Source organism: Aeromonas aquatica, assembly GCF_000764655.1.
GTDB lineage: Bacteria > Pseudomonadota > Gammaproteobacteria > Enterobacterales > Aeromonadaceae > Aeromonas > Aeromonas aquatica.
The window spans coordinates 105868-123851 of sequence record NZ_JRGL01000092.1 but is presented as its reverse complement, the minus strand read 5'-3'; the positions used below and the strand labels follow the sequence as shown (position 1 = coordinate 123851).

General features: G+C 61.6%; 19 protein-coding genes. 11 read left to right on the top strand and 8 right to left on the bottom strand.

What is annotated here, in order from left to right; genetic code table 11:
• Nucleotides 1-194 precede the first annotated feature (194 nt).
• Nucleotides 195-1268 carry an alanine racemase gene (gene alr, locus LG30_RS0110405; protein ID WP_033130626.1) on the bottom strand — a complete coding sequence of 358 codons (1074 nt, stop codon included), beginning with the start codon at nt 1266-1268 and terminating at the stop codon, nt 195-197.
• A gap of 171 nt (nt 1269-1439) precedes the next feature.
• Entirely contained in the window at nt 1440-2834 is a 1395-nt protein-coding gene (gene dnaB / locus LG30_RS0110400; protein ID WP_033130625.1) for a replicative DNA helicase, read from the bottom strand.
• 424 nt (nt 2835-3258) lie between these two features.
• On the opposite strand from dnaB, the gene LG30_RS0110395 reads away from it, so the two are divergent.
• Complete coding sequence (locus LG30_RS0110395; RefSeq protein WP_033130624.1) at nt 3259-4113, top strand: Tim44 domain-containing protein; 855 nt, start codon at nt 3259-3261, stop codon at nt 4111-4113.
• Nucleotides 4114-4329: 216 nt separating this feature from the next.
• Here LG30_RS0110395 and ushA read toward each other — a convergent pair whose 3' ends face one another.
• Complete coding sequence (gene ushA / locus LG30_RS0110390) at nt 4330-6000, bottom strand: bifunctional UDP-sugar hydrolase/5'-nucleotidase UshA (RefSeq protein WP_033130623.1); 1671 nt, start codon at nt 5998-6000, stop codon at nt 4330-4332.
• Nucleotides 6001-6260: 260 nt separating this feature from the next.
• Between ushA and LG30_RS0110385 the strand changes: the two genes are divergently transcribed.
• On the top strand, nt 6261-6599 hold the full coding sequence (locus LG30_RS0110385; RefSeq protein WP_033130622.1) for a DUF2956 domain-containing protein: 339 nt from the start codon (nt 6261-6263) through the stop codon (nt 6597-6599).
• Between the two features lie 219 nt (nt 6600-6818).
• Nucleotides 6819-7154 (top strand): hypothetical protein, encoded by a 336-nt coding sequence (locus LG30_RS0110380; RefSeq protein ID WP_033130621.1) that lies wholly within the window; start codon nt 6819-6821, stop codon nt 7152-7154.
• Nucleotides 7155-7293: 139 nt separating this feature from the next.
• Here the strand turns inward: LG30_RS0110380 and LG30_RS0110375 are convergent, their stop codons facing one another.
• On the bottom strand, nt 7294-8700 hold the full coding sequence (locus LG30_RS0110375) for a sigma-54-dependent transcriptional regulator (protein WP_033130620.1): 1407 nt from the start codon (nt 8698-8700) through the stop codon (nt 7294-7296).
• Between the two features lie 152 nt (nt 8701-8852).
• Nucleotides 8853-9659 carry an FKBP-type peptidyl-prolyl cis-trans isomerase gene (gene fkpA, locus LG30_RS0110370; protein ID WP_033130619.1) on the bottom strand — a complete coding sequence of 269 codons (807 nt, stop codon included), beginning with the start codon at nt 9657-9659 and terminating at the stop codon, nt 8853-8855.
• A gap of 119 nt (nt 9660-9778) precedes the next feature.
• Here fkpA and LG30_RS0110365 point away from each other — a divergent pair, with 119 nt between their 5' ends.
• Both LG30_RS0110365 and LG30_RS0110360 read left to right on the top strand, forming a co-directional pair.
• The gene (locus tag LG30_RS0110365) at nt 9779-10747 is read left to right on the top strand and encodes a WD40 repeat domain-containing protein (protein WP_033130618.1); all 969 of its coding nucleotides are present in this window, start codon (nt 9779-9781) and stop codon (nt 10745-10747) included.
• A gap of 15 nt (nt 10748-10762) precedes the next feature.
• Nucleotides 10763-10978, top strand: coding sequence for a SlyX family protein (locus LG30_RS0110360; protein ID WP_005330500.1), 216 nt, complete (start codon nt 10763-10765; stop codon nt 10976-10978).
• Between the two features lie 70 nt (nt 10979-11048).
• Here LG30_RS0110360 and LG30_RS0110355 read toward each other — a convergent pair whose 3' ends face one another.
• Nucleotides 11049-11687 (bottom strand): FKBP-type peptidyl-prolyl cis-trans isomerase, encoded by a 639-nt coding sequence (locus LG30_RS0110355; protein ID WP_033130617.1) that lies wholly within the window; start codon nt 11685-11687, stop codon nt 11049-11051.
• 144 nt (nt 11688-11831) lie between these two features.
• A complete protein-coding gene (locus tag LG30_RS0110350; protein WP_033130616.1) occupies nt 11832-12038 on the bottom strand; it encodes a YheV family putative zinc ribbon protein in 207 nt (68 codons plus the stop codon).
• A gap of 39 nt (nt 12039-12077) precedes the next feature.
• On the opposite strand from LG30_RS0110350, the gene LG30_RS0110345 reads away from it, so the two are divergent.
• From LG30_RS0110345 to LG30_RS0110335, 3 genes are all read left to right on the top strand, one after another.
• Complete coding sequence (locus LG30_RS0110345) at nt 12078-12746, top strand: hypothetical protein (RefSeq protein WP_033130615.1); 669 nt, start codon at nt 12078-12080, stop codon at nt 12744-12746.
• Nucleotides 12747-12889: 143 nt separating this feature from the next.
• Entirely contained in the window at nt 12890-13789 is a 900-nt protein-coding gene (locus LG30_RS0110340; RefSeq protein WP_033130614.1) for a chemotaxis protein CheV, read from the top strand.
• Between the two features lie 60 nt (nt 13790-13849).
• On the top strand, nt 13850-14833 hold the full coding sequence (locus LG30_RS0110335) for a hydrolase (protein ID WP_033130613.1): 984 nt from the start codon (nt 13850-13852) through the stop codon (nt 14831-14833).
• Here LG30_RS0110335 and LG30_RS0110330 read toward each other — a convergent pair.
• On the bottom strand, nt 14815-15966 hold the full coding sequence (locus LG30_RS0110330) for a GGDEF domain-containing protein (RefSeq protein WP_033130612.1): 1152 nt from the start codon (nt 15964-15966) through the stop codon (nt 14815-14817). The two genes, LG30_RS0110335 and LG30_RS0110330, sit on opposite strands and share 19 nt — an antisense overlap.
• 89 nt (nt 15967-16055) lie before the next feature.
• Here LG30_RS0110330 and LG30_RS0110325 point away from each other — a divergent pair, with 89 nt between their 5' ends.
• The 3 genes from LG30_RS0110325 to LG30_RS0110315 all read left to right on the top strand — a co-directional run bounded on the left by LG30_RS0110325 (nt 16056) and on the right by LG30_RS0110315 (nt 17982).
• Nucleotides 16056-16298: a YheU family protein gene (locus LG30_RS0110325; protein ID WP_033130611.1), complete on the top strand. Its 243-nt coding sequence runs from the start codon at nt 16056-16058 to the stop codon at nt 16296-16298.
• A 265-nt stretch (nt 16299-16563) separates the two neighbouring features.
• Entirely contained in the window at nt 16564-17433 is an 870-nt protein-coding gene (locus tag LG30_RS0110320; RefSeq protein WP_033130610.1) for a phosphoribulokinase, read from the top strand.
• A 15-nt stretch (nt 17434-17448) separates the two neighbouring features.
• Nucleotides 17449-17982, top strand: a complete 534-nt coding sequence (locus LG30_RS0110315; protein ID WP_033130609.1) for a DUF4136 domain-containing protein — start codon at nt 17449-17451, stop codon at nt 17980-17982.
• Nucleotides 17983-17984: the final 2 nt, after the last annotated feature.

Sequence of the window (17984 nt, the reverse complement as noted above, 5' to 3'; positions counted from 1 at the left end):
ATAAACGAGCATAAAAGAAGGCCGCCCTTATCGGGGCGGCCTTCTTGTTCCCCCTTCTCCCCTCGCGGGAGAAGGGTCGGGGATGAGGGGACTCGCCTACACATACTCCATAAAGACCCGAGAGGTGAGTTTGGTGATCGACTCGTAGGGAGAAGTTGTGCCTATCTCCTCGGCCGCCATCCCAAGTCAAAGGGTTAGACGTACTCCATAAACACTCTGGACGTCAGCTTGGTGATCAGCTCATAAGGAATGGTGCCAATCTCGTCGGCGACCCGCTCCACTGGCAAACCTTCGCCCCAGAGCACGGCCTCGTCGCCAGCCTTGTCGGTGGCACCCGGGCCCAAGTCCACTGTGGTCATGTCCATGGAGACCCGGCCCACCAGGGGCACTATGCGGCCATTGACCAGCACAGAGGTGCCGTTGGGTGCCATGCGGGGATAGCCGTCGCCATAGCCGATGGCGATGACGCCGAGTCGGGTATCCCGGGTCGACACCCAGTTGGCGCCATAGCCCACCGGCTCGCCGGCCTTGTGATCTCGCACCGCGATGAGCTGGGTCTTGAGGGTCATCACCGGCTTGAGGTCAAAATCCGCCGCCACCGTGTTAGGGAAAGGCGACACACCGTACAGGATGACGCCGGGGCGCACCCAGTCGCAGTGGGAGTCCGGCCAGGCCAGGATACCCGCCGAGTTCGCCATGGCGCGCTCGCCTTTGAGCGGCGCGGTCAGGCGGCTGAAGAGATCGATCTGCTCACGGGTGGTGGGCTGCTCGAGCTCATCGGAGCGGCTGAAGTGGGTCATGATGTTGAACGGCTGCACCACGTTCTTGCAGCGGGCCAGCCGCTCGATAAAGGCGGGCATCTCCTCGGCCCGCACCCCGAGCCGGTGCATGCCGGTGTCGAGCTTGAGCCAGGCCACCACGGGGGCCGGCAGCTCGGCCTGCTCCAGGGCCTCGAGCTGCTCCCAGGTGTGCACCGCCGTCTGCAGGTTGTTGGCTGCCAGCACCGGCAGATCCGCGCTCGAGAAGAAGCCCTCCAGCAGCACTATGGGTTTGACCACGGCGCAGGAGCGCAGCATCAGCGCCTCCTCGATGCGGGCCACCGCATAGGCGTCCGCATCCACCAGGGTGCGGGCCACCGGCAGCAGACCATGGCCATAGGCGTTGGCCTTGACCACGGCGATGATCTTGCAGGAAGGGGCGTGGCGCTTGACCACGGCGAGGTTGTGGCGCAGGGCCGAGGTATCGATTTGGGCAATAGCCGCTTTCATCTGTTTTCCCTTACGAGGGCATGATGGCGCACGCGCGCCAGGCACCGAGTGGTGTCATCCCTTGATAGTCATCGTCTAAGGCCGGACCGGCAGAATTGTCGAACCGGGAAAACTGTGTCTGGAATCAGGGGGGACTTACGCACTGATATGAGTGCGCAGACCGGCCCTTACTTAGTAATCGTCATCAAACGCCGGACCGGCATAGTTGTCGAACCGGGAGAACTGGCCCTGGAAGGTGAGGCGCACCCGGCCTATGGGGCCGTTACGCTGCTTGCCGATGATGATCTCGGCAATCCCCTTGTCGGGACTGTCGTCGTGATAGACCTCATCACGGTAGATAAACATGATCAGATCCGCATCCTGCTCGATGGAGCCTGATTCCCGCAGATCCGAGTTGACCGGGCGCTTGTCGGCGCGCTGCTCCAGGCTCCGGTTCAGCTGGGAGAGCGCCACCACCGGGCATTGCAGCTCTTTCGCCAGCGCCTTGAGGGAGCGGGAGATTTCACCGATTTCCAGGGTCCGGTTGTCGGACAGCGCCGGCACCCGCATCAGCTGCAGGTAGTCGATCATGATCATGGAGAGGCCACCGTGCTCCCGGGCGATGCGCCGCGCACGGGAACGCACGTCGGTCGGGGTCAGGCCGGAGGCGTCATCGATGTACATCTTGCCCTTCTCCAGCAGCAGCCCCATGGTGGAGGAGAGGCGCGCCCAATCTTCGTCGTCGAGCTGGCCGGTCCGCACCTTGGTCTGATCGATGCGCCCCACAGAGGCGAGCATACGCATGATGATCTGCTCGGAGGGCATCTCCAGGGAGAAGATCAGCACCGGTTTGTCGGCGGTGAGCGCCGCGTGCTCGCACAGGTTCATGGCAAACGTCGTCTTGCCCATGGAGGGACGGGCCGCCACTATGATGAGATCCGAGCGCTGCAGGCCGGCGGTCATCTTGTCGAGATCGCCGTAACCGCTGGAGACGCCAGTCACCCCGTTGTGAGGGGTCTTGAACAGCTCTTCAATCTTGTCGACCGTCTGCTCCAGGATGAGCTTGAGCGGCTGGGGGCCCTCGTTGGCGCTGGTGCGCTGCTCGGCAATCTGGAACACCTTGCTCTCGGCCAAGTCCAGCAGATCGCCGGAGGTACGGCCCTGGGGCTCGTAACCCGCCTCGACTATCTCGTTGGCGACCGAGATCATCTCCCGTACCACGGCCCGCTCACGCACGATTTCGGCGTAGGCGTTGATGTTGGCGGCGCTCGGGGTGTTCTTGGCGATCTCCACCAGATAGGCAAAACCTCCCGACTCTTCCAACTGCTCGGAGCGCTCCAGCTCCTCCTGCAATGTGATGAGATCGATGGGGTTACCCGCGTTGGAGAGACGGGTCATGGCCTGGAAGATGAGACGGTGGGGACGGCTGTAGAAATCCTTGTCGATCACCCGCTCGGCGACCCTGTCCCAGGCCTCGTTATCCAGCATCAGGCCGCCCAGTACGGACTGCTCGGCCTCAAAGGAGTGGGGGGGAACTTTCAGCTGTTGTGTCTTGGCGTCTTTTTTCGCCGTCACTTGCTCTGCCATACACATAAAAACCGCAGCGGGAAGGGGACGGGAATTTTACAAAAGAAACCCCGCCACCGCGAGCGCTAATGCGCGCCATTCACTTCACCCTCCTCCCAGGGGTTGCTGGCGCAGCCTGCGCTCATCGTGCTTCGGGACCATGGCGCAGCCTCACAGCACGAGGAAGGGCCACACCAGGACCGGATCCTGCACCTTGCTTCTCATCTTGTTGCGCAGCCTGCGCACCGTCCGGCTCGGTCGTCTGTTTTTCATAGCGCTTCTCCTGCAAAAGCCCCTGAATGGGGCACAATCTGTTCATGAATAATTCATGCCAAACATGTTAATCATAGTCGCAAGCTGCACCACAAAAAGGGACTGGCAGCCTGCCATGCGCCTCGTACAAGCAGAGCATGCCCCCATCCACATGAGAGTGAAAAGAGTCAAAATGAAAAAGATGCTGACCCTGTTTGCCGTGATCCTGGCCATTGGCCTCGGGGCACCCATCGCCGAAGCCAAGAAATTTGGTGGCGGCAAATCCTTTGGCAAGAGCTACAAGACGGCGCCGGCGCAACCGGCTCCGGCCGCAGCACCAGTGAACGGCAAGAACCCGACCCTGGCCGCGGCGCCCAAGAAGAGCGGCATGATGGGCGGCCTGCTCGGCGGCCTGCTGGCCGGCGGCCTGTTCGCCTACCTGCTGGGTAGCGGCGCCTTCGAAGGTCTGCAGGGCATGGACATGCTGCTGATCGCCATGCTGGCCCTGGGTGCCGTCTTCCTGTTCCGCACCCTGCGCAAGAACAAGGCGGCGACGGCCCGGCCACAGGCCGCCTATGCGGGTTATCAGCCGCCATCGGCCGCCCCGCAGCAGTTCGAGCAGAGCCACAGCGCCCCCCAGGCCACCGGTTTTGCCGACAGTGACGTGCCCTTCCGCCTGCCCCCGGGCTTCGACATGAATGGCTTCCTGTCCGGTGCCCGCGATCACTACCGCACCCTGCAAGAAGCCTGGAACAAGAACGATCTGGAGAAGATTCGCGAATACGTGAGCCCGGAGCTGTTCGAACAGCTCAAGGCCGACCGCGCCGAGCTGACCGGCGAGCAGCATACCGAAGTGATGTATGTGGACACCCAGCTGGTTCGTGCCGACTACGGCAGCGACTGGGCCCAGGTCAGCGTGCGCTTCAGCGGCCGCTACATGGACCGTCAGGAGCAGGTAGAGGAAGACATCAAAGAGGTATGGCACCTCGAGCGTAACCTGGCCAAGGACAATGCCCCCTGGCACATCGCCGGTATCGAGCAGCTGTAATAGGCTCAATCCGGTAAATCTCAAAAAGGCGACCTCAGGGTCGCCTTTTTATTTGCGCCCTGGCGCTGAGCCATTTCACCTGGCTCAGGTTACCGCGCCCAATGGCCAGTCATTAATAACAACCTCGTCAATGTAATGATCCGCCATGAATAACGCGCGAATAAAAAAGGCAGCCCATGGCTGCCTTTTTTTAATTAGACCGAGGATGCCTGGGTATTATTGGCAACCCGCAGTCGAGGGGGAATTCAAATAACTGACTTCGCCATTGGGCTGATAATCGGCCACCTGGATGGTCTTCTTCAACTCGATGAACTCTTTCAATACGGCGGCATCCACCAGACCGGCATTGATGGTGTTGATCTTCGGATAACCGTCACCGCCAGACGCGCTGAAGCTCGGGATGGCGAAGCTGTAGGTCGCCGCCGGATCGAAGGCCTTGCCACCGACATCGCTGATGGTCACGCTCTTGGCCTGGCAATCCACCGCCATGCTGATGCCGCCAAACTGGGCATAGCCACCCGTGGTGCGGGTCTTGGTCGCTACCTGGCCCAGGTAGGTCGCCAGCTCGCTGCCCTTCATCTCGGCCTTGTTCACCGTGTTGCCAAAGGGGTGTACCAGCAGCACGCTGCGGTAGCTGATGTCGCCGGCGACGATGGAGTCACGCACCCCACCGGAGTTGACGATGGCAAAGTCGGTGTTCAGCTTCTGCGCCGTGGCGGTGGTGATGAGGCGGCCCAGGTTGGTCTGCTGGCTGCGCACCACGGCCCTGTCCCCTTCCAGCTTGCCGTCGGTGGAGCCGATCACCACGCCGAGTTCCTGCTGCCCTTTCTCCTGATAGCCGAGCAACGTGTTGTACAGCTCAGGATCCTTGGTGATCTCTTCTTGAATGAAGGCACCCTTGCTGTCTTTCAGGTTGACCGGGATCAGGTCGTAGCGGGTGAGGGTCAGTTTGCCATTCTGGTAGTCAAACTGGGCACGGCCCACATACTTGCCCCACTCGTGGGCCTGCATGATCCAGGTGCCGTTCTGCTGATCCGGCTGGCAGTCGTCCCCCGGCTGGAAGTTGGCGTATTTGTCCGGGGTACCCGGCTCCATGCAGACCGGGTTCTGGGAGTGACCACCTATGATGGCGTCCAGGGTGCCGGCCGGCAGCGCGCGCGCCATCTCGACGTCACCAGGGGCATTGCTGCCGTGCTGACCATTCTCGTAGTGGCCCATGTGGGTGATGGCGAAGACCAGATTCGCTTCTTTATCGCTGCGGATCTGCTTGCCAAGCTTGGCGGCCTCCGTGGTCGGATCGCGGAACTCCAGGGTCTGGACGTTGTTGGGATCCACCAGCTGGGCGGTGTCTTCGGTGGTCAGGCCCAGCACGGCAACCTTGAGGCCGTTCTCCAGCTTGAACACCTTGTAGGGGTCGAAGTAGCGCTTGCCGCTGGCCTTGTCGTAGATGTTGGCAGAGATCATGGGGAATTTGGCCCACTCACGCTGTTTTTCCAGGATAGTCAAAGGGTTGTCAAATTCGTGGTTGCCCACGGCCATGGCATCGTAACGAATGCTGTTCATGGCCATGAAGTCCGGCTCCGCATCCTGCAGATCCGACTCGGGTACCCCGGTGTTCACGTCACCACCGGAGAGCACCAGCACCTCGCTGCCGGCCGCCTTGGCCTCGGCACGCAGCCGCTCGACCAGGGTCTTTTGGGCCGCCATACCATATTCACCCTTGTCGTTGTGCCAGAAACGGCCATGGGTATCGTTGGTGTGCAGGACGGTGAGTTTGCAGACATTTTCGCTGCAGGGGGCGACACTTTCATTCTTGGAGGAATTACAACCACTCAGCGCGGCGAGTACAGCCAGTGCGACACTTCCTTTGACAAATTTATAATTCATTTCCATATCACCTTGTTATTTTGTTATTGGACGACCCAAGCCATCGGGTCGGGCGGTAATATAACAAACAACATGTGACGATTTTTCATCGACGACTCACAAATTCCGCTAAATGTGATCACCCACGCAACCTGATTTAGCGTTCTGATATCCAGCCCCTTTTTCAGTGCGACACCAGGTTATTTCGTCGGCCCAAATGGCAGTCTGCGGGAAGCAGTTATGGCATACTTCCCGCCAACCGACGCCAAGGAGCACCTCGAATGGCAAAGTACGACAAGATTTCCCCCGAGACCCAGCAAGAGGCGATGAAGATCGCCCGCGCCAACCAGAAACCGGGCCAGACCAAGGAGCAGACCCAGCTGATCGCGCAAGGGATCCAGAAGGGCGTAGATGAATACAAGAAGCAGATGAAGGCGCGGGCACGGGAGGCCAATCGCCAGAAGAAACTGCACGCCAAGGCCAAGTCTCTTCCGCAAGGCGAACAGGAGGAAGAGATCGAAGTCGAGATGATCGAGATCTCCCGCCAGCACCCACTGCCCTGGATACTGCTGGCGCTGAGCTGGCTGGCATTTGCCGGCGCCTGGTTCTGGCTGCGCTGATCCCGGCTCGGGCAAACCTTTGCCCTGGGATCGGCTTCACAGGCCGGGGCAACCAGGCTGGTCATCCCTCACCCGGGCTGAGTAAACTCGCCCCCCATCGTCTGGAGACCCGCCACGGTCGATCTACGCTCAGACGGCGACGGCCCTGACTGCCGTCACCCGCAGGAGGTCGATGAGCTCGGCCTCCTTCAACCTGCCATCATCTGGAGAACTTCCGTCATGAATCCGGCCCCGCTTTATCTGTTGGCCCCCCTGGTGCTGTTCATCGTGACCCTGGTGCTCTATCGCATCTCACCGCTGCGGGCCGTCGCCTCAGGCAGCGCCCGCTGGTTCATCCTGCCCGCCTTCACCCTGTTTATCCTGCTTATCGTCATCAACGGCGCCGCCGATCCCACCCAGCGCAGTCCGGGCTTTCATTGGCTGATGCCCGGGCTTGGCTTTGCCTTGAGCCTGTTCCCCGCGCTGCCCAAGGCCCTGGTGCCCCGTCTGGCCATCAAGGAAGGGGCCTTCGCCGCCCTAGGCCTGATGCTGATGAGCCTGGCCATGGTCTATTAGGCCAAGAGAGCCCTGTGGTAATGAAGATGAGAGATGAGAGGGCTGATATTCAGCCCTCTTTCAGCGCTGGCTCGTTTCTTCCAAGCCCTGCTGCTTGCGGTAGATGGCTAGAGGACAAGAGGGCTGATATTCAGCCCTCTCAGCGCTGGCTAGCGTCTTCCCAGCCCTGCTTCTTGCGGTAAATTGTGGAGGGACTGATCTCCAGCAGGGCCGCGGCCTTGGGGATGTTGCCATCACAGCTGGCGATGGCCTGCTCTATGGTCTCCTTCTCCACCAGCCAGAGCGGGCGGATCGGGGCGCTGGGCCGCGCTGGGGGGCTCACAGCATCCACGTCGTCCAACCCAGACGCCGGCACGGCGCCGGCGCGGGCGCCATTGAGGGGCGGCGGCAGAATGTCCGGGCTCACCAGCTCCCTGTCGTTGAGCACGACGATATTGCGCACCACGTTCTGCAGCTCGCGCACGTTGCCGGGCCAGGGGTAATCGAGCAGTACCCGCGCCGTCTCGGCATCGAAATCCCTGAAACGCTTGTTCTCTTCTTTCGCATAGCGCAGCAGAAGATCCCGCGCCAGCAGCAGTATGTCTTCGCCGCGCTCGCGCAGGGGCGGCAGGCCGAGCGGGATCACATGCAGGCGGTAGTAGAGATCCTCCCGAAAGCGCCCTGCCTTCACCTCCACCAGGGGATCCCGGTTGGTGGCGCAGACGAAGCGCACGTCCACCGTCTCCAGCTTGCCGCTGCCGACCCGCTGCAGGGTGCCGGTCTGGATGAAGCGCAGCAGCTTGCTCTGCAGATCCAGGTCCATCTCGCAGATCTCGTCGAGGAACAGGGTGCCGCCGTCCGCCAGGCTGGCCGCCCCCTTGCGATCCCCCTGGGCACCGGTAAACGACCCCTTCACGTGGCCGAAGATCTCGCTCTCCATCAGGTCGTGGGGAATGGCGGCACAATTGAGCGCGATGAAGGGTTGCTCCCGGCGCGGACTGCATTGATGGATGGCCTCGGCACACACCTCCTTGCCGGTGCCGCTCTCGCCGGTGATGAACACGGTCGCCTTGCTCGGCGCCGCGCTCTCTATGATGCGGTACACCGCCTGCATCGGCATGGAGGCACCGATGAAGCCGGCGAAGGAGCTGCGCTCGAAGTTCTCCCGATACTGGGCCACCAGCGAGCTCAGTTGTTGGTGGGTCAGGGCATTGCGCGCGGTGGCGCACAGCCGCTTGCCGTCGAACGGCTTGGTCAGGAAGTCGAAGGCGCCGTGGCGCATCGCCTCCACCGCCACGTCCACCGAGCCGTGGGCGGTGATCACCACCACGGAGCAGGGCAGTTGTTGCTCGGTGATCTGCTGCAGTATGTCCATGCCGGACATGTCGGGCAGCTCCAGATCCAGCAGCACCACCGGTGGCGGGCTCGTCAGCAGCTGCGCCAGCGCCTGCTGGCCACAGTCGGCCAGCAACACCTCATAGCCATCCTGGGCTAGGTACTGCTCATAGACGACCGCCAGACTGCGGGTGTCTTCCACCAACAGGACGCGAGGTTTGCTTTCAGCCACGGGATCCATCCTTGCGATTGATTTTGTTGTCTATTCTGGGGGCTAGCCGCCACACACTCAAGATGTGGCTACCCTATTTCTTCTCCCGCCAACGGCGGGTCGAACCAAGTAAAAACGGCTCCCTGAGGAGCCGTTTTTGTGCAGCATTCTGCTTATTTTTTGGTGTTGTCGCCATCGGCAGCCGGCTTTTCGATGGCCAGCAGCTCGACGTCGAAGACCAGCACGGCGTTCGCCGGGATGGAGCCTGCACCGTGCTCGCCGTAGGCCAGCTTGGACGGCAGGACAAACTTGAACTTGGAGCCGACCGGCATCAGTTGCACGCCTTCGGTCCAACCCGGGATCACCTGGTTGAGCGGGAAGGTGGCTGGCTCGCCACGATCGACGGAGCTGTCAAACTTGGTGCCATCGATCAGGGTACCGGTGTAGTGAACCTTGACGATGTCGGTGGCCTTGGGCTTGGCGCCCTCACCCAGCTTCTCGACCTGATATTGCAGGCCGGACTCGGTGCTCTTCACGCCCTCTTTCTTGGCGTTGGCGGCCAGGAACTCTTCGCCCTTCTTCAGGCTATCCACGGCATCTTTGTCAGCCTTGGCCTTGGTCAACTCGTTGATCTTGGCGTCGTACTGCTGCAGAACCTTCTGGATCTCTTCGTCGGTCATGCTGGCTTCTTTGCCCAGACCGTCGGTCACCCCTTTGAGGATGACGGTGTTATCCAGCTTGATACCCAACTCCTGCTGACGTTCCAGGGTGTTGGCGATATAACGACCCATGGAGAGGCCGATCGCGTAGCCAGACTGCTCTTCAAAGCTCTTGGCTTCAGCCTTGGGGGCCTCTGCCGGCTTGCTGGCTTCTGCCTTCACCTCTGCGGTATTGGCAGCAGGTTTTTCATCTTTTTGGCAACCAGTCAGACCAACGGCAACGGCCGCAGCCAGCAGGGACACCTTCAGAAAATTGTTCATCCGTTTCTCCAAAACTCTAAATACCGCTCTCGGTTCCTTCGTGAAATGAGAGGTTTATCGTGATAAGCGCCTTATACTAACGCCGTGATCGCAGGTAACGAAAGCATGAGACAGGAAAAATGATCAAAAGTGCCATTTATCTCATCGCTATTTGCCTGACGCTGATGGGCTGCAAACAGAGCTCACTTCCCGGCCAGCAGATCCCCCTCGCCAAACAAGGCTTGCTGAGTGCGGATCTGAGCCTCGACGGCAAGCAAGCCATCGTCTCCAGCCTGAGCCAGGGCACGGTGGTGTGGGAGCTGGCACAGGGCAAGGAACGCTGGCGCTGGCGTCAGTCCGATGACGACAACGACTTCGTGACCCTCACCCGTTTCTCGCCAGACGACAGCCACGCCATCACGGCCACCCAGCACGCCTTCGCCATCTGGCGCCTGCAAGATGGCCAGTCCCAAGGCTACTACTCGCTTCCTGAATCCAGCCTGAGGGACGCCGCATTGTCTGCCGATGGTCGCCAGGTGCTGATCGGCCGCGCCGATGGCAAGGCGGAGCTGGTGGATACCCGAAGCGGCCGCCGGCTGCAGTTTCTCGGTCATACCGAACAGGTCAATACGGTGGATCTCAGTGCCAATGGTCGTTACGCCCTCACCGGGGGCAACGACTACAGCGCCTATTTGTGGGATACCCGCAGCGGCCAGGTGATATGGCGCTTCAATCATGGCGGCCGGGTGGTGATGGCGAGGCTGGACTCGGCGGGGCGCTTAGCCTTCACCGCCGACAGCCGTCAGGCCAGCATCTGGGACTTGAAAACCGGCAAGGAGCTAAGCCGGCTGCGGCTCGATCATCGCTTCGAGGTTCATACCAGCGCCCGTTTCGCCAATGACGACCGCTGGCTCATCACCGGCGCCTCCTCCCGCCAGCTCTCCCTGTGGCGGGTGAGCGACGGCAGCCTGCTGCAGCGCTGGCGTGTCTCGCCCCATCCCGAAGTGAAACCGCCGAGCGCTGTGGTCTATGGCGTGGCTTTGCGCGACAATAACCACCTCGTCAGCGCCAGTTCCAGTGGCCTGGCCGAAATCTGGACTATCAAGTAAAGGACCAAAAGGCCCATGAGTCAGCAAGTTAACGATCGTCTCGAGACCCTGGAAAGCCGTCTCGCCTATGCCGAATACACGGTGGAGCAACTCAACGAGGAGGTGACCACCCAGGGCCGTGAACTCGACCGGCTCAAGCATCAGATCCAGCTGTTGGTCGACAAGCTGCAGAGCGTGCAACCGAGTCAAATCGCCAGCATGGCCGAAGAGACGCCGCCACCGCACTACTGAGCGCGCTCACGCAAAACCATAAAAAAACCCGCGATAGACGCGGGTTTTTTTATCAAGCCAGAGGCTGAACTCAGTGCTGGTGACCCTTGCCACCGCAACCGCCGCCACCGCAGCAACCGCCGTGGCCCTGGTCATCACCGTGGTCATGGCCGTGGTCGTGAGCGTGACCGCCACCACCGCAGCAACCGCCGTGCTCATGGCCGTGGTCGTGATCATGATCGTGGCCATGATCGTGACCGCAACCACCGGCACCGTGAACGTGGCCATGGGCCAGCTCTTCGGCGGTCGCGGCGCGAACGTCCTTGATCTCGACCTTGAAGCCCAGGGTCACACCGGCCAGCGGATGGTTGCCATCCACCTTGATGAACTCTTCGGACACTTCAACCACGGTCACCGGACGGTGGCCATCGTCGGTCTCGGCAACGAAAGTATCGCCTTCAGACACTTCCATGCCATCGAACAGCTCGCCAGGCACTTCCTGCACCAAGCTTTCGTCGTATTCGCCATAGGCCTGGGTCGGTGCCAGGGTGACGTCAAACGCCTCGCCCACGCTGCGACCTTCCAGCTCGGCTTCGAGGCCGGCGACCAGATAACGGGTACCGTGCAGATACACCAGAGGCTCTTTACCGACAGTGGTGTCGATGACTTCACCGTGTTCGTCGGTGACCGTGTATTCCAGCGTAACCACGCTCAGGGGAGCTACTTTCATGTCAGGGATCCTGCGGATAGAAAAAACGGGCCCAGAATACCTTAAAAAGGTGGCCAAGCATATGGCAGGGCCCCCTCCGATATGCCGAAAAACTCATCAACCCGGCACTAGGCTGGCTTTCTTTTGGACCTATGAGGTTGACCCCTATTCGGGCCTGAATACCCCGATTACCTGTTCGGCCTCGCGGGTCGCCTTGTCCACCTCGGCCTGGGTCTGCACCTGGGTATCCCCGCAGTCGACACAGGTCACCTTCTCGACTCCATGCTCCATATACAGCATCATGGTGTCCATCTTGCCGCACGCCGGACAAACCGCACCGGCAATGAAGCGTTTTTTACGTCTGGTTTCCATTTTTGTTACCTCCAGGCAGCATCATATCAGGGTTTCACCATGCATCACGCCATCGAATATCAGCATTTTTCCACTCCTCATCTGCAGGTCGGTGCCCGCAAGCGTGTCCCCATGGGGCAACTGCTGCGCGTCACCCAGGGAGCGGCGCTGCTAAGACTCGGCGCTCATGAGCTGTTGCTGACGGCGGGCAGCCACTTCTGGCTCTGCGCCGATGCCCTCGCCGCCTTCACCCCCCTGGCTGGCAGCCACACCGATCGGCTGGTCTGCTCGGTGCGCGTCGATCAACCCGCCCAGGCCGGCTGGTTGCAACCCACCCCGCTGCTGGATGCTTTGCTGGATAGCCTCGCCAGCTGGGACCGGGAACACGACTGGCAAGGAGCCTATGGCCACCGCCTGCGGGTGATCCAGGACGAGTTGCTCGGCTGCACCCTCCGCTCACAGGGAGATCAGGGATTACAAAGCGCCTGGCGTGCGCTGCAGGCGGGCGACCTCGCCGCTGGGCAATCCCTCATGACCGCCGGACTGGATCACGTGGCCCTCGGCGCCCAGTGGCAACTGCTGCAGGCGGTGCGCCTGCTCAGAAGTGGCAGCAAGCCGGCCCAGGTGGTGGCAAAACTCGGGTTCAGGGATGAGGCCGCACTGGCCGAGTCTTGCCTGCACTGGCATGGCCTGACCCTCGACTCCCTGCTGCAGTCCCCCTCGGCCTGAGCCTGATGAGGAAAGAAATAATGGTGAAAGGGATCCAGTTTTGCGGCCCCCGGTCGTTAACAACTGACGGATCATCGCTATCATCATCTTCTATGCTGAACACCGAATCGACCGCCACCGTTTAGATCAACAGGACATCCGCCATGACGAGCAAGGCCAACCAATCCCAGGGCATGTTGCTGTTTCACCTCTCCGCCAGGCAATCCTTCGCCATCGGTACTCTCAAGGTGAAGGAGATAGTCCCCTACACCCAGCTCACCGCCCTGCCCCATTCGCACCCGACCGTGCTCGGTGCCGCCAACATGCGGGGCACCACCATCCCGGTGATCGACATGGCCATGGCGGTGGGGTACAGGCGCATCACCCGGGAGGAGATGGCGCAGTGCTTCATCATCATCACCGACTGCCGCCGCACCCTGGTGGGCTTCCTGGTGCGTGGCATCGACAAGATCACCGAGTGCAACTGGCGTGACATAGAGCCGCCCCCGCCCTCCCTCGGCCAAAACGTGTTCGTGACCGGGGTGACCAAGGTCGGTGAGCAGCTGATCCAGCTGCTGGATGTGGAGCTGATCCTGTCCCGGGTCTATCCGGACGATCCCAGCCACCTCTATCCGGTGCTGACCGACGTGCAGCGTGAACGGCTCAAGCCGATGCGGATCCTGCTGGTGGACGACTCCTCGGTCGCCCGCCGCCAGCTGATGGCGGCCCTCGATTACATCAACATTCCCTACGAGGTGTGCACCAACGGACGCGATGCCCTCAGCCTGATGCAGAGCAAGGTCGGCCAGGGCAACCCCATCGACATCCTGGTGAGCGACATCGAGATGCCGGGACTGGACGGCTACGAGCTGGCCTTCGAGGTGCAGAGCGATCCCAAGCTGGCGGAGGCCTACATCATCCTGCACACCTCCCTCTCCAGCGAGATCAGCGTGGAGCGCGCCCATCAGGTCGGCGCCCACGAGGCGTTGACCAAGTTCGAGGCCAACGAACTGATCCAGGCCATGTTGCGCGGGGCCGAACACCACGACCGCTTGCCCGCCTGACGAACGCGGCGAGCCTCGCTCGCCGCGCCCTTGACCCGCCCCGTTACCTCGAGCCGTTTCATGCTGACAGAGAGCCACTTCCACGCCCCCTGGTGGGCCCGCAATCCCCACCTGCAAACCATCTTGCCGAAGTGGCTGCGCCGAACGCCAGCCCGCTTCACCTCGGAGCGGTTTGAACTCGCGGACGGGGATTTCGTCGATCTCGCCTGGAGCGGTCCCATCCGCCAGGACGAACGGCCTCTGCTGGTACTATTCCACGGTCTGGAGGGGAGCATCCACTCCCACTATGCCAAGGGGCTGTTTGCCCACCTGCAGCGGCAGGGGGATGAGGCGGTGCTGATGCATTTTCGTGGTTGCAGTGGCGAGCCGAACCGGCTGCTGCGGGCCTACCACTCCGGTGCCATCGAGGATGCGCAGGCGCTGATCGCCGAGCTCGGCCGCCGTTATCCCGGCAAGCCCATGGTGGCTATCGGCTATTCGCTGGGGGGCAATATGCTGGTGAATCTGCTGGCGCGCGGCTGCCCTGCTGAATTGAAGGCCGCCGTGGTGATCTCGGCACCGCTGCAACTGGCCAGTTGCGCCGATCGGGTCAATCAGGGGTTTTCGCGGGTCTATCAGCGCTATCTGCTGCGCACCATGCGCAGCAATTTACAGAGCAAGATCCGTCATCAGGACGCCGCCCGGGCCCGCTGGCAACCGGAGCAGGTCGACCGTATCGCCACCCTGCGCGACTTTGACGAACAGGTCACGGCGCCGCTGCACGGGTTCGACAGTGCCGATCACTACTACCGGACCTGCTCCGGCCTCGATCTCTTGGCCCGGATCCCCATCCCGACCCTGGTGATCCACGCGGCCGACGATCCCTTCATGACCCGGGCGGTGATCCCGACACCGGAACAACTCTCCCCCCTGGTACGCTACGAGCTGAGCCGACGGGGCGGCCACGTGGGCTTCCTGCACGGCACTCCCTGGCGCCCCCGCTTCTGGCTGGAGGAGCGGATCAGCCTGTGGCTGCGGGAACAGACTCAGGCTGCGAGCCGGTAGCAGTTGCGCCCCTCTCCCTTGGCTTGATAGAGGGCGCCATCCACCCGTTCGAGCAGCATGACCAGGCTCTCTCCCTGACGCCATTGGGCTATGCCCTGGCTCAGGGTGAGATGAGGCGCCACCTCTGAACCCTTGTGGGGCAGGGCGCGAGCCGCCAGGGTATGGCGGATGCGTTCGGCGACCCGCTCGCCCCCCGCCAGATCCGTGTCTTGCAGCAACACCACGAACTCCTCTCCACCGTAACGGGCCACCAGATCGCCGGACTCGCGCGCGCTCTCTTCCAGACACTCGGCCACCAGGATCAGACACTCATCCCCGGCCTGATGACCGTAGTGATCGTTGTAACGCTTGAAGAAATCCACATCGAGCAGGATCACAGTGAGCGGCGTCTCCAGGGTAGTACCTTGTGCGATGGCGCTCTTGCAGATCTGATCGAAGTGACGACGGTTGGCGAGCCCGGTCAGGGGATCCCGACTGGCCATGGCATCCAGCTTACGCGCCAGCACCAGATTCTCGTGCTCACGCGACACCGCCAGTTCGAACCAGTTGTTGAGCATGCGTCGCCCGGTCTCCAGCACGATCAGCAGCACCCCGACCACAATAAAGTTGAGCATGACGAACTGTTCGGGGCTCCATGAGGCTCGCGCCAACAGAAAAGACAAGGGGGCCGCCGCCAGCGTGTAGAACAGCCGCACATCGCAATAAGAGGCGATGAGACCAGTCAGCAGCAGCAGGCTGACCATGTTGAAAATAAGGTTGAAGCCCCCCTTCAAGTCGACGATCGAGATGGTATACCCCACCGACGCCCAAGCCATACCCCAGCACAGGCCGCAGACCCACAGAGAGGGTTGCCAGACGGCATGAGGTTGTCGGGATAGCCATAGCCACCCCATTGGTAGCAGCAGACATACGCAAGCCATGGTGATGAGCTGCCACTCATAGGACCAGGGAAGAACGTTGACGAGCAACAGGTGAGCATCCCGAAAAATGTAGAAACGGGTCAGCAAAAACAGGATGGCGATCAGATTGATGACCCAGTACCAGCGCAGCCCGGCTTTCAGGGCGCGCCAGCGGGCCTCGTTCAGGTGCTGATCGAGATGACTGGAGAGGCGGCGCTGCTCAGCAGATAGCATAGACACTCCCGCTTTTGGCCACACAAATCCCTTGCGATTGCGGGTGAGACGCAGACAATATCCACACGCGCGTCACTGAAGATGAAACCATGATTATCCCCTGGCAAGAGCTGGATCCAGATACCCTCAACAACCTGCTCGAGCATTTTGTCTTGCAAGAAGGCACCGAATACGGTGAACAAGATGTCAGCCTGGCCGACAAGGTTGATGAGGTCAGACAACAATTACTACAAGGTAGTGCCGTGCTCGTCTACAGCGAGCTGCACGAGAGTGTCAACGTCGTGCCCAAGGCGACCCTGAGCGGTGCACCGCTGGACGACTACCAAGGGTAACGCCGCGGCCAGATCAGCAATATCTCCCATCAGGGCACAGATGGCCGCCGGCAGCCTATGAACGATGTCAAACGGGAAATGATACGCCAATTGGCGCCCGAGCGGGCCATGCCCGACGCGGGGTGCGACAATCCCTGGCTCCATTGGCACAGGCCCGTCAGTTGCCCGCCTCAGGAGGCCGGCACCTGCGGCAGGGTATCGAAGGGCACTTGACCGCGCTCCGGCCATGCCCTTATAACGGAACTCCCAAGGAAGAGAGAACGCTATGTCGGCCAAGCATCCCATCATTGCGGTTACCGGTTCGTCCGGTGCCGGCACCTCCACCTCCACCAACGCGTTCCGCTCCATGTTCCATCAGCTGGGCTACAAAGCCGCTGTGGTCGAGGGGGACAGTTTTCATCGCTACACCCGACCCGAGATGGACGTGGCGATCCGCAAGGCGCGCGAGCAGGGGCGCCACATCAGCTACTTCGGGCCCGAGGCCAACGACTTCGGCCTGCTGGAGTCTTTCTTCCAGGAATACGGCCAGGACGGCAACGGCCAGTACCGGCGCTACCTGCACAGCTTCGACGAGGCGGTGCCCTTCAACCAGATGCCGGGCACCTTCACCCCCTGGCAGGATCTGCCGGGGGAGACGGATCTGCTGTTCTACGAGGGGCTGCACGGCGGCGTGGTCACCGGCGAGCACAACGTGGCCCGCCACGTGGACTTTCTCATCGGGGTGGTGCCCATCGTCAACCTGGAGTGGATCCAGAAGCTGATCCGCGACACCTCGGAGCGCGGTCACTCACGCGAGGCGGTCACCGACTCCATCGTTCGCTCCATGGATGACTACATCAACTTCATCACCCCGCAGTTCTCCCGCACCCACATCAACTTCCAGCGGGTACCGACCGTCGACACCTCCAACCCCTTCAGTGCCAAGGTGATACCCAGCCTGGACGAGAGTATGCTGGTGATCCGGTTTCGCGGTATCAAGCAGGTGGACTTCCCCTACCTGCTGTCGATGATCGACGGCGCCTTCATGTCGAGGATGAACACCATAGTGGTGCCGGGGGGCAAGATGGGTTTTGCGATGGAGCTGATCCTGCGCCCCCTGATCCAGCAGCTGTTAGAAACCGGCAAGATCACCTGAGCCAAGGAGCTTATGATGCGCGGTGCACTTCTCTCATTAACCCTGGCGGCCCTGCTGGTGGGTTGCAGTACAGGCCCTGCCGCCCCCACCGTCGAGACGGGCACCATGGTGGTACGCCCGGCGGATAATTGGACCTATGGAGCGACGCCGCGCTATGCGCTGGCGGAGCAGTTCCAGTATGCGGGCAACAGCGCCGCAGGCTGGCTGGAGCCGGTGCAGCAGGCGGTCAGTCGGGATCTCAATGGCAAGGGGTGGCAGAGCGTCCCCCTCGATGAGGCCGACGTCTGGGTGGCCATCGGGGTGGCAGGCAGCAAGGACATGAGCGATGGCGAGATTTTTGCCCGTCTCGGCATGACGCCCGGGCTGCAGGCTGGCGCCGATGCCCGCAAGGGCACCCTGGCCATCATGCTGCTCGACCGCAAGACTCAGCAGACGGTGTGGAGCAGCGCCATCCAGCTCGCCAGCGACGTGCCCATCGACGACGAGACCCGTGGCCAGCTGAGCCAACAGCTCGCCGAGCAGCTACTGGGCGCTCTGCCCGCGCGCTAACC

What these genes read in the sequence shown, in the direction of transcription:
- LG30_RS0110325 (WP_033130611.1), top strand. Translation starts at nt 16,056, where the DNA reads ATGATTATCCCCTGGCAAGAGCTGGATCCAGATACCCTCAACAACCTG.
- LG30_RS0110365 (WP_033130618.1), top strand. Translation starts at nt 9,779, where the DNA reads ATGATCAAAAGTGCCATTTATCTCATCGCTATTTGCCTGACGCTGATG.
- LG30_RS0110360 (WP_005330500.1), top strand. Translation starts at nt 10,763, where the DNA reads ATGAGTCAGCAAGTTAACGATCGTCTCGAGACCCTGGAAAGCCGTCTC.
- LG30_RS0110350 (WP_033130616.1), bottom strand. Translation starts at nt 12,038, where the DNA reads ATGGAAACCAGACGTAAAAAACGCTTCATTGCCGGTGCGGTTTGTCCG.
- LG30_RS0110335 (WP_033130613.1), top strand. Translation starts at nt 13,850, where the DNA reads ATGCTGACAGAGAGCCACTTCCACGCCCCCTGGTGGGCCCGCAATCCC.
- LG30_RS0110355 (WP_033130617.1), bottom strand. Translation starts at nt 11,687, where the DNA reads ATGAAAGTAGCTCCCCTGAGCGTGGTTACGCTGGAATACACGGTCACC.
- dnaB (WP_033130625.1), bottom strand. Translation starts at nt 2,834, where the DNA reads ATGGCAGAGCAAGTGACGGCGAAAAAAGACGCCAAGACACAACAGCTG.
- LG30_RS0110340 (WP_033130614.1), top strand. Translation starts at nt 12,890, where the DNA reads ATGACGAGCAAGGCCAACCAATCCCAGGGCATGTTGCTGTTTCACCTC.
- LG30_RS0110320 (WP_033130610.1), top strand. Translation starts at nt 16,564, where the DNA reads ATGTCGGCCAAGCATCCCATCATTGCGGTTACCGGTTCGTCCGGTGCC.
- LG30_RS0110330 (WP_033130612.1), bottom strand. Translation starts at nt 15,966, where the DNA reads ATGCTATCTGCTGAGCAGCGCCGCCTCTCCAGTCATCTCGATCAGCAC.
- LG30_RS0110385 (WP_033130622.1), top strand. Translation starts at nt 6,261, where the DNA reads ATGGCAAAGTACGACAAGATTTCCCCCGAGACCCAGCAAGAGGCGATG.
- alr (WP_033130626.1), bottom strand. Translation starts at nt 1,268, where the DNA reads ATGAAAGCGGCTATTGCCCAAATCGATACCTCGGCCCTGCGCCACAAC.
- fkpA (WP_033130619.1), bottom strand. Translation starts at nt 9,659, where the DNA reads ATGAACAATTTTCTGAAGGTGTCCCTGCTGGCTGCGGCCGTTGCCGTT.
- LG30_RS0110395 (WP_033130624.1), top strand. Translation starts at nt 3,259, where the DNA reads ATGAAAAAGATGCTGACCCTGTTTGCCGTGATCCTGGCCATTGGCCTC.
- LG30_RS0110315 (WP_033130609.1), top strand. Translation starts at nt 17,449, where the DNA reads ATGCGCGGTGCACTTCTCTCATTAACCCTGGCGGCCCTGCTGGTGGGT.
- ushA (WP_033130623.1), bottom strand. Translation starts at nt 6,000, where the DNA reads ATGAATTATAAATTTGTCAAAGGAAGTGTCGCACTGGCTGTACTCGCC.
- LG30_RS0110380 (WP_033130621.1), top strand. Translation starts at nt 6,819, where the DNA reads ATGAATCCGGCCCCGCTTTATCTGTTGGCCCCCCTGGTGCTGTTCATC.
- LG30_RS0110345 (WP_033130615.1), top strand. Translation starts at nt 12,078, where the DNA reads ATGCATCACGCCATCGAATATCAGCATTTTTCCACTCCTCATCTGCAG.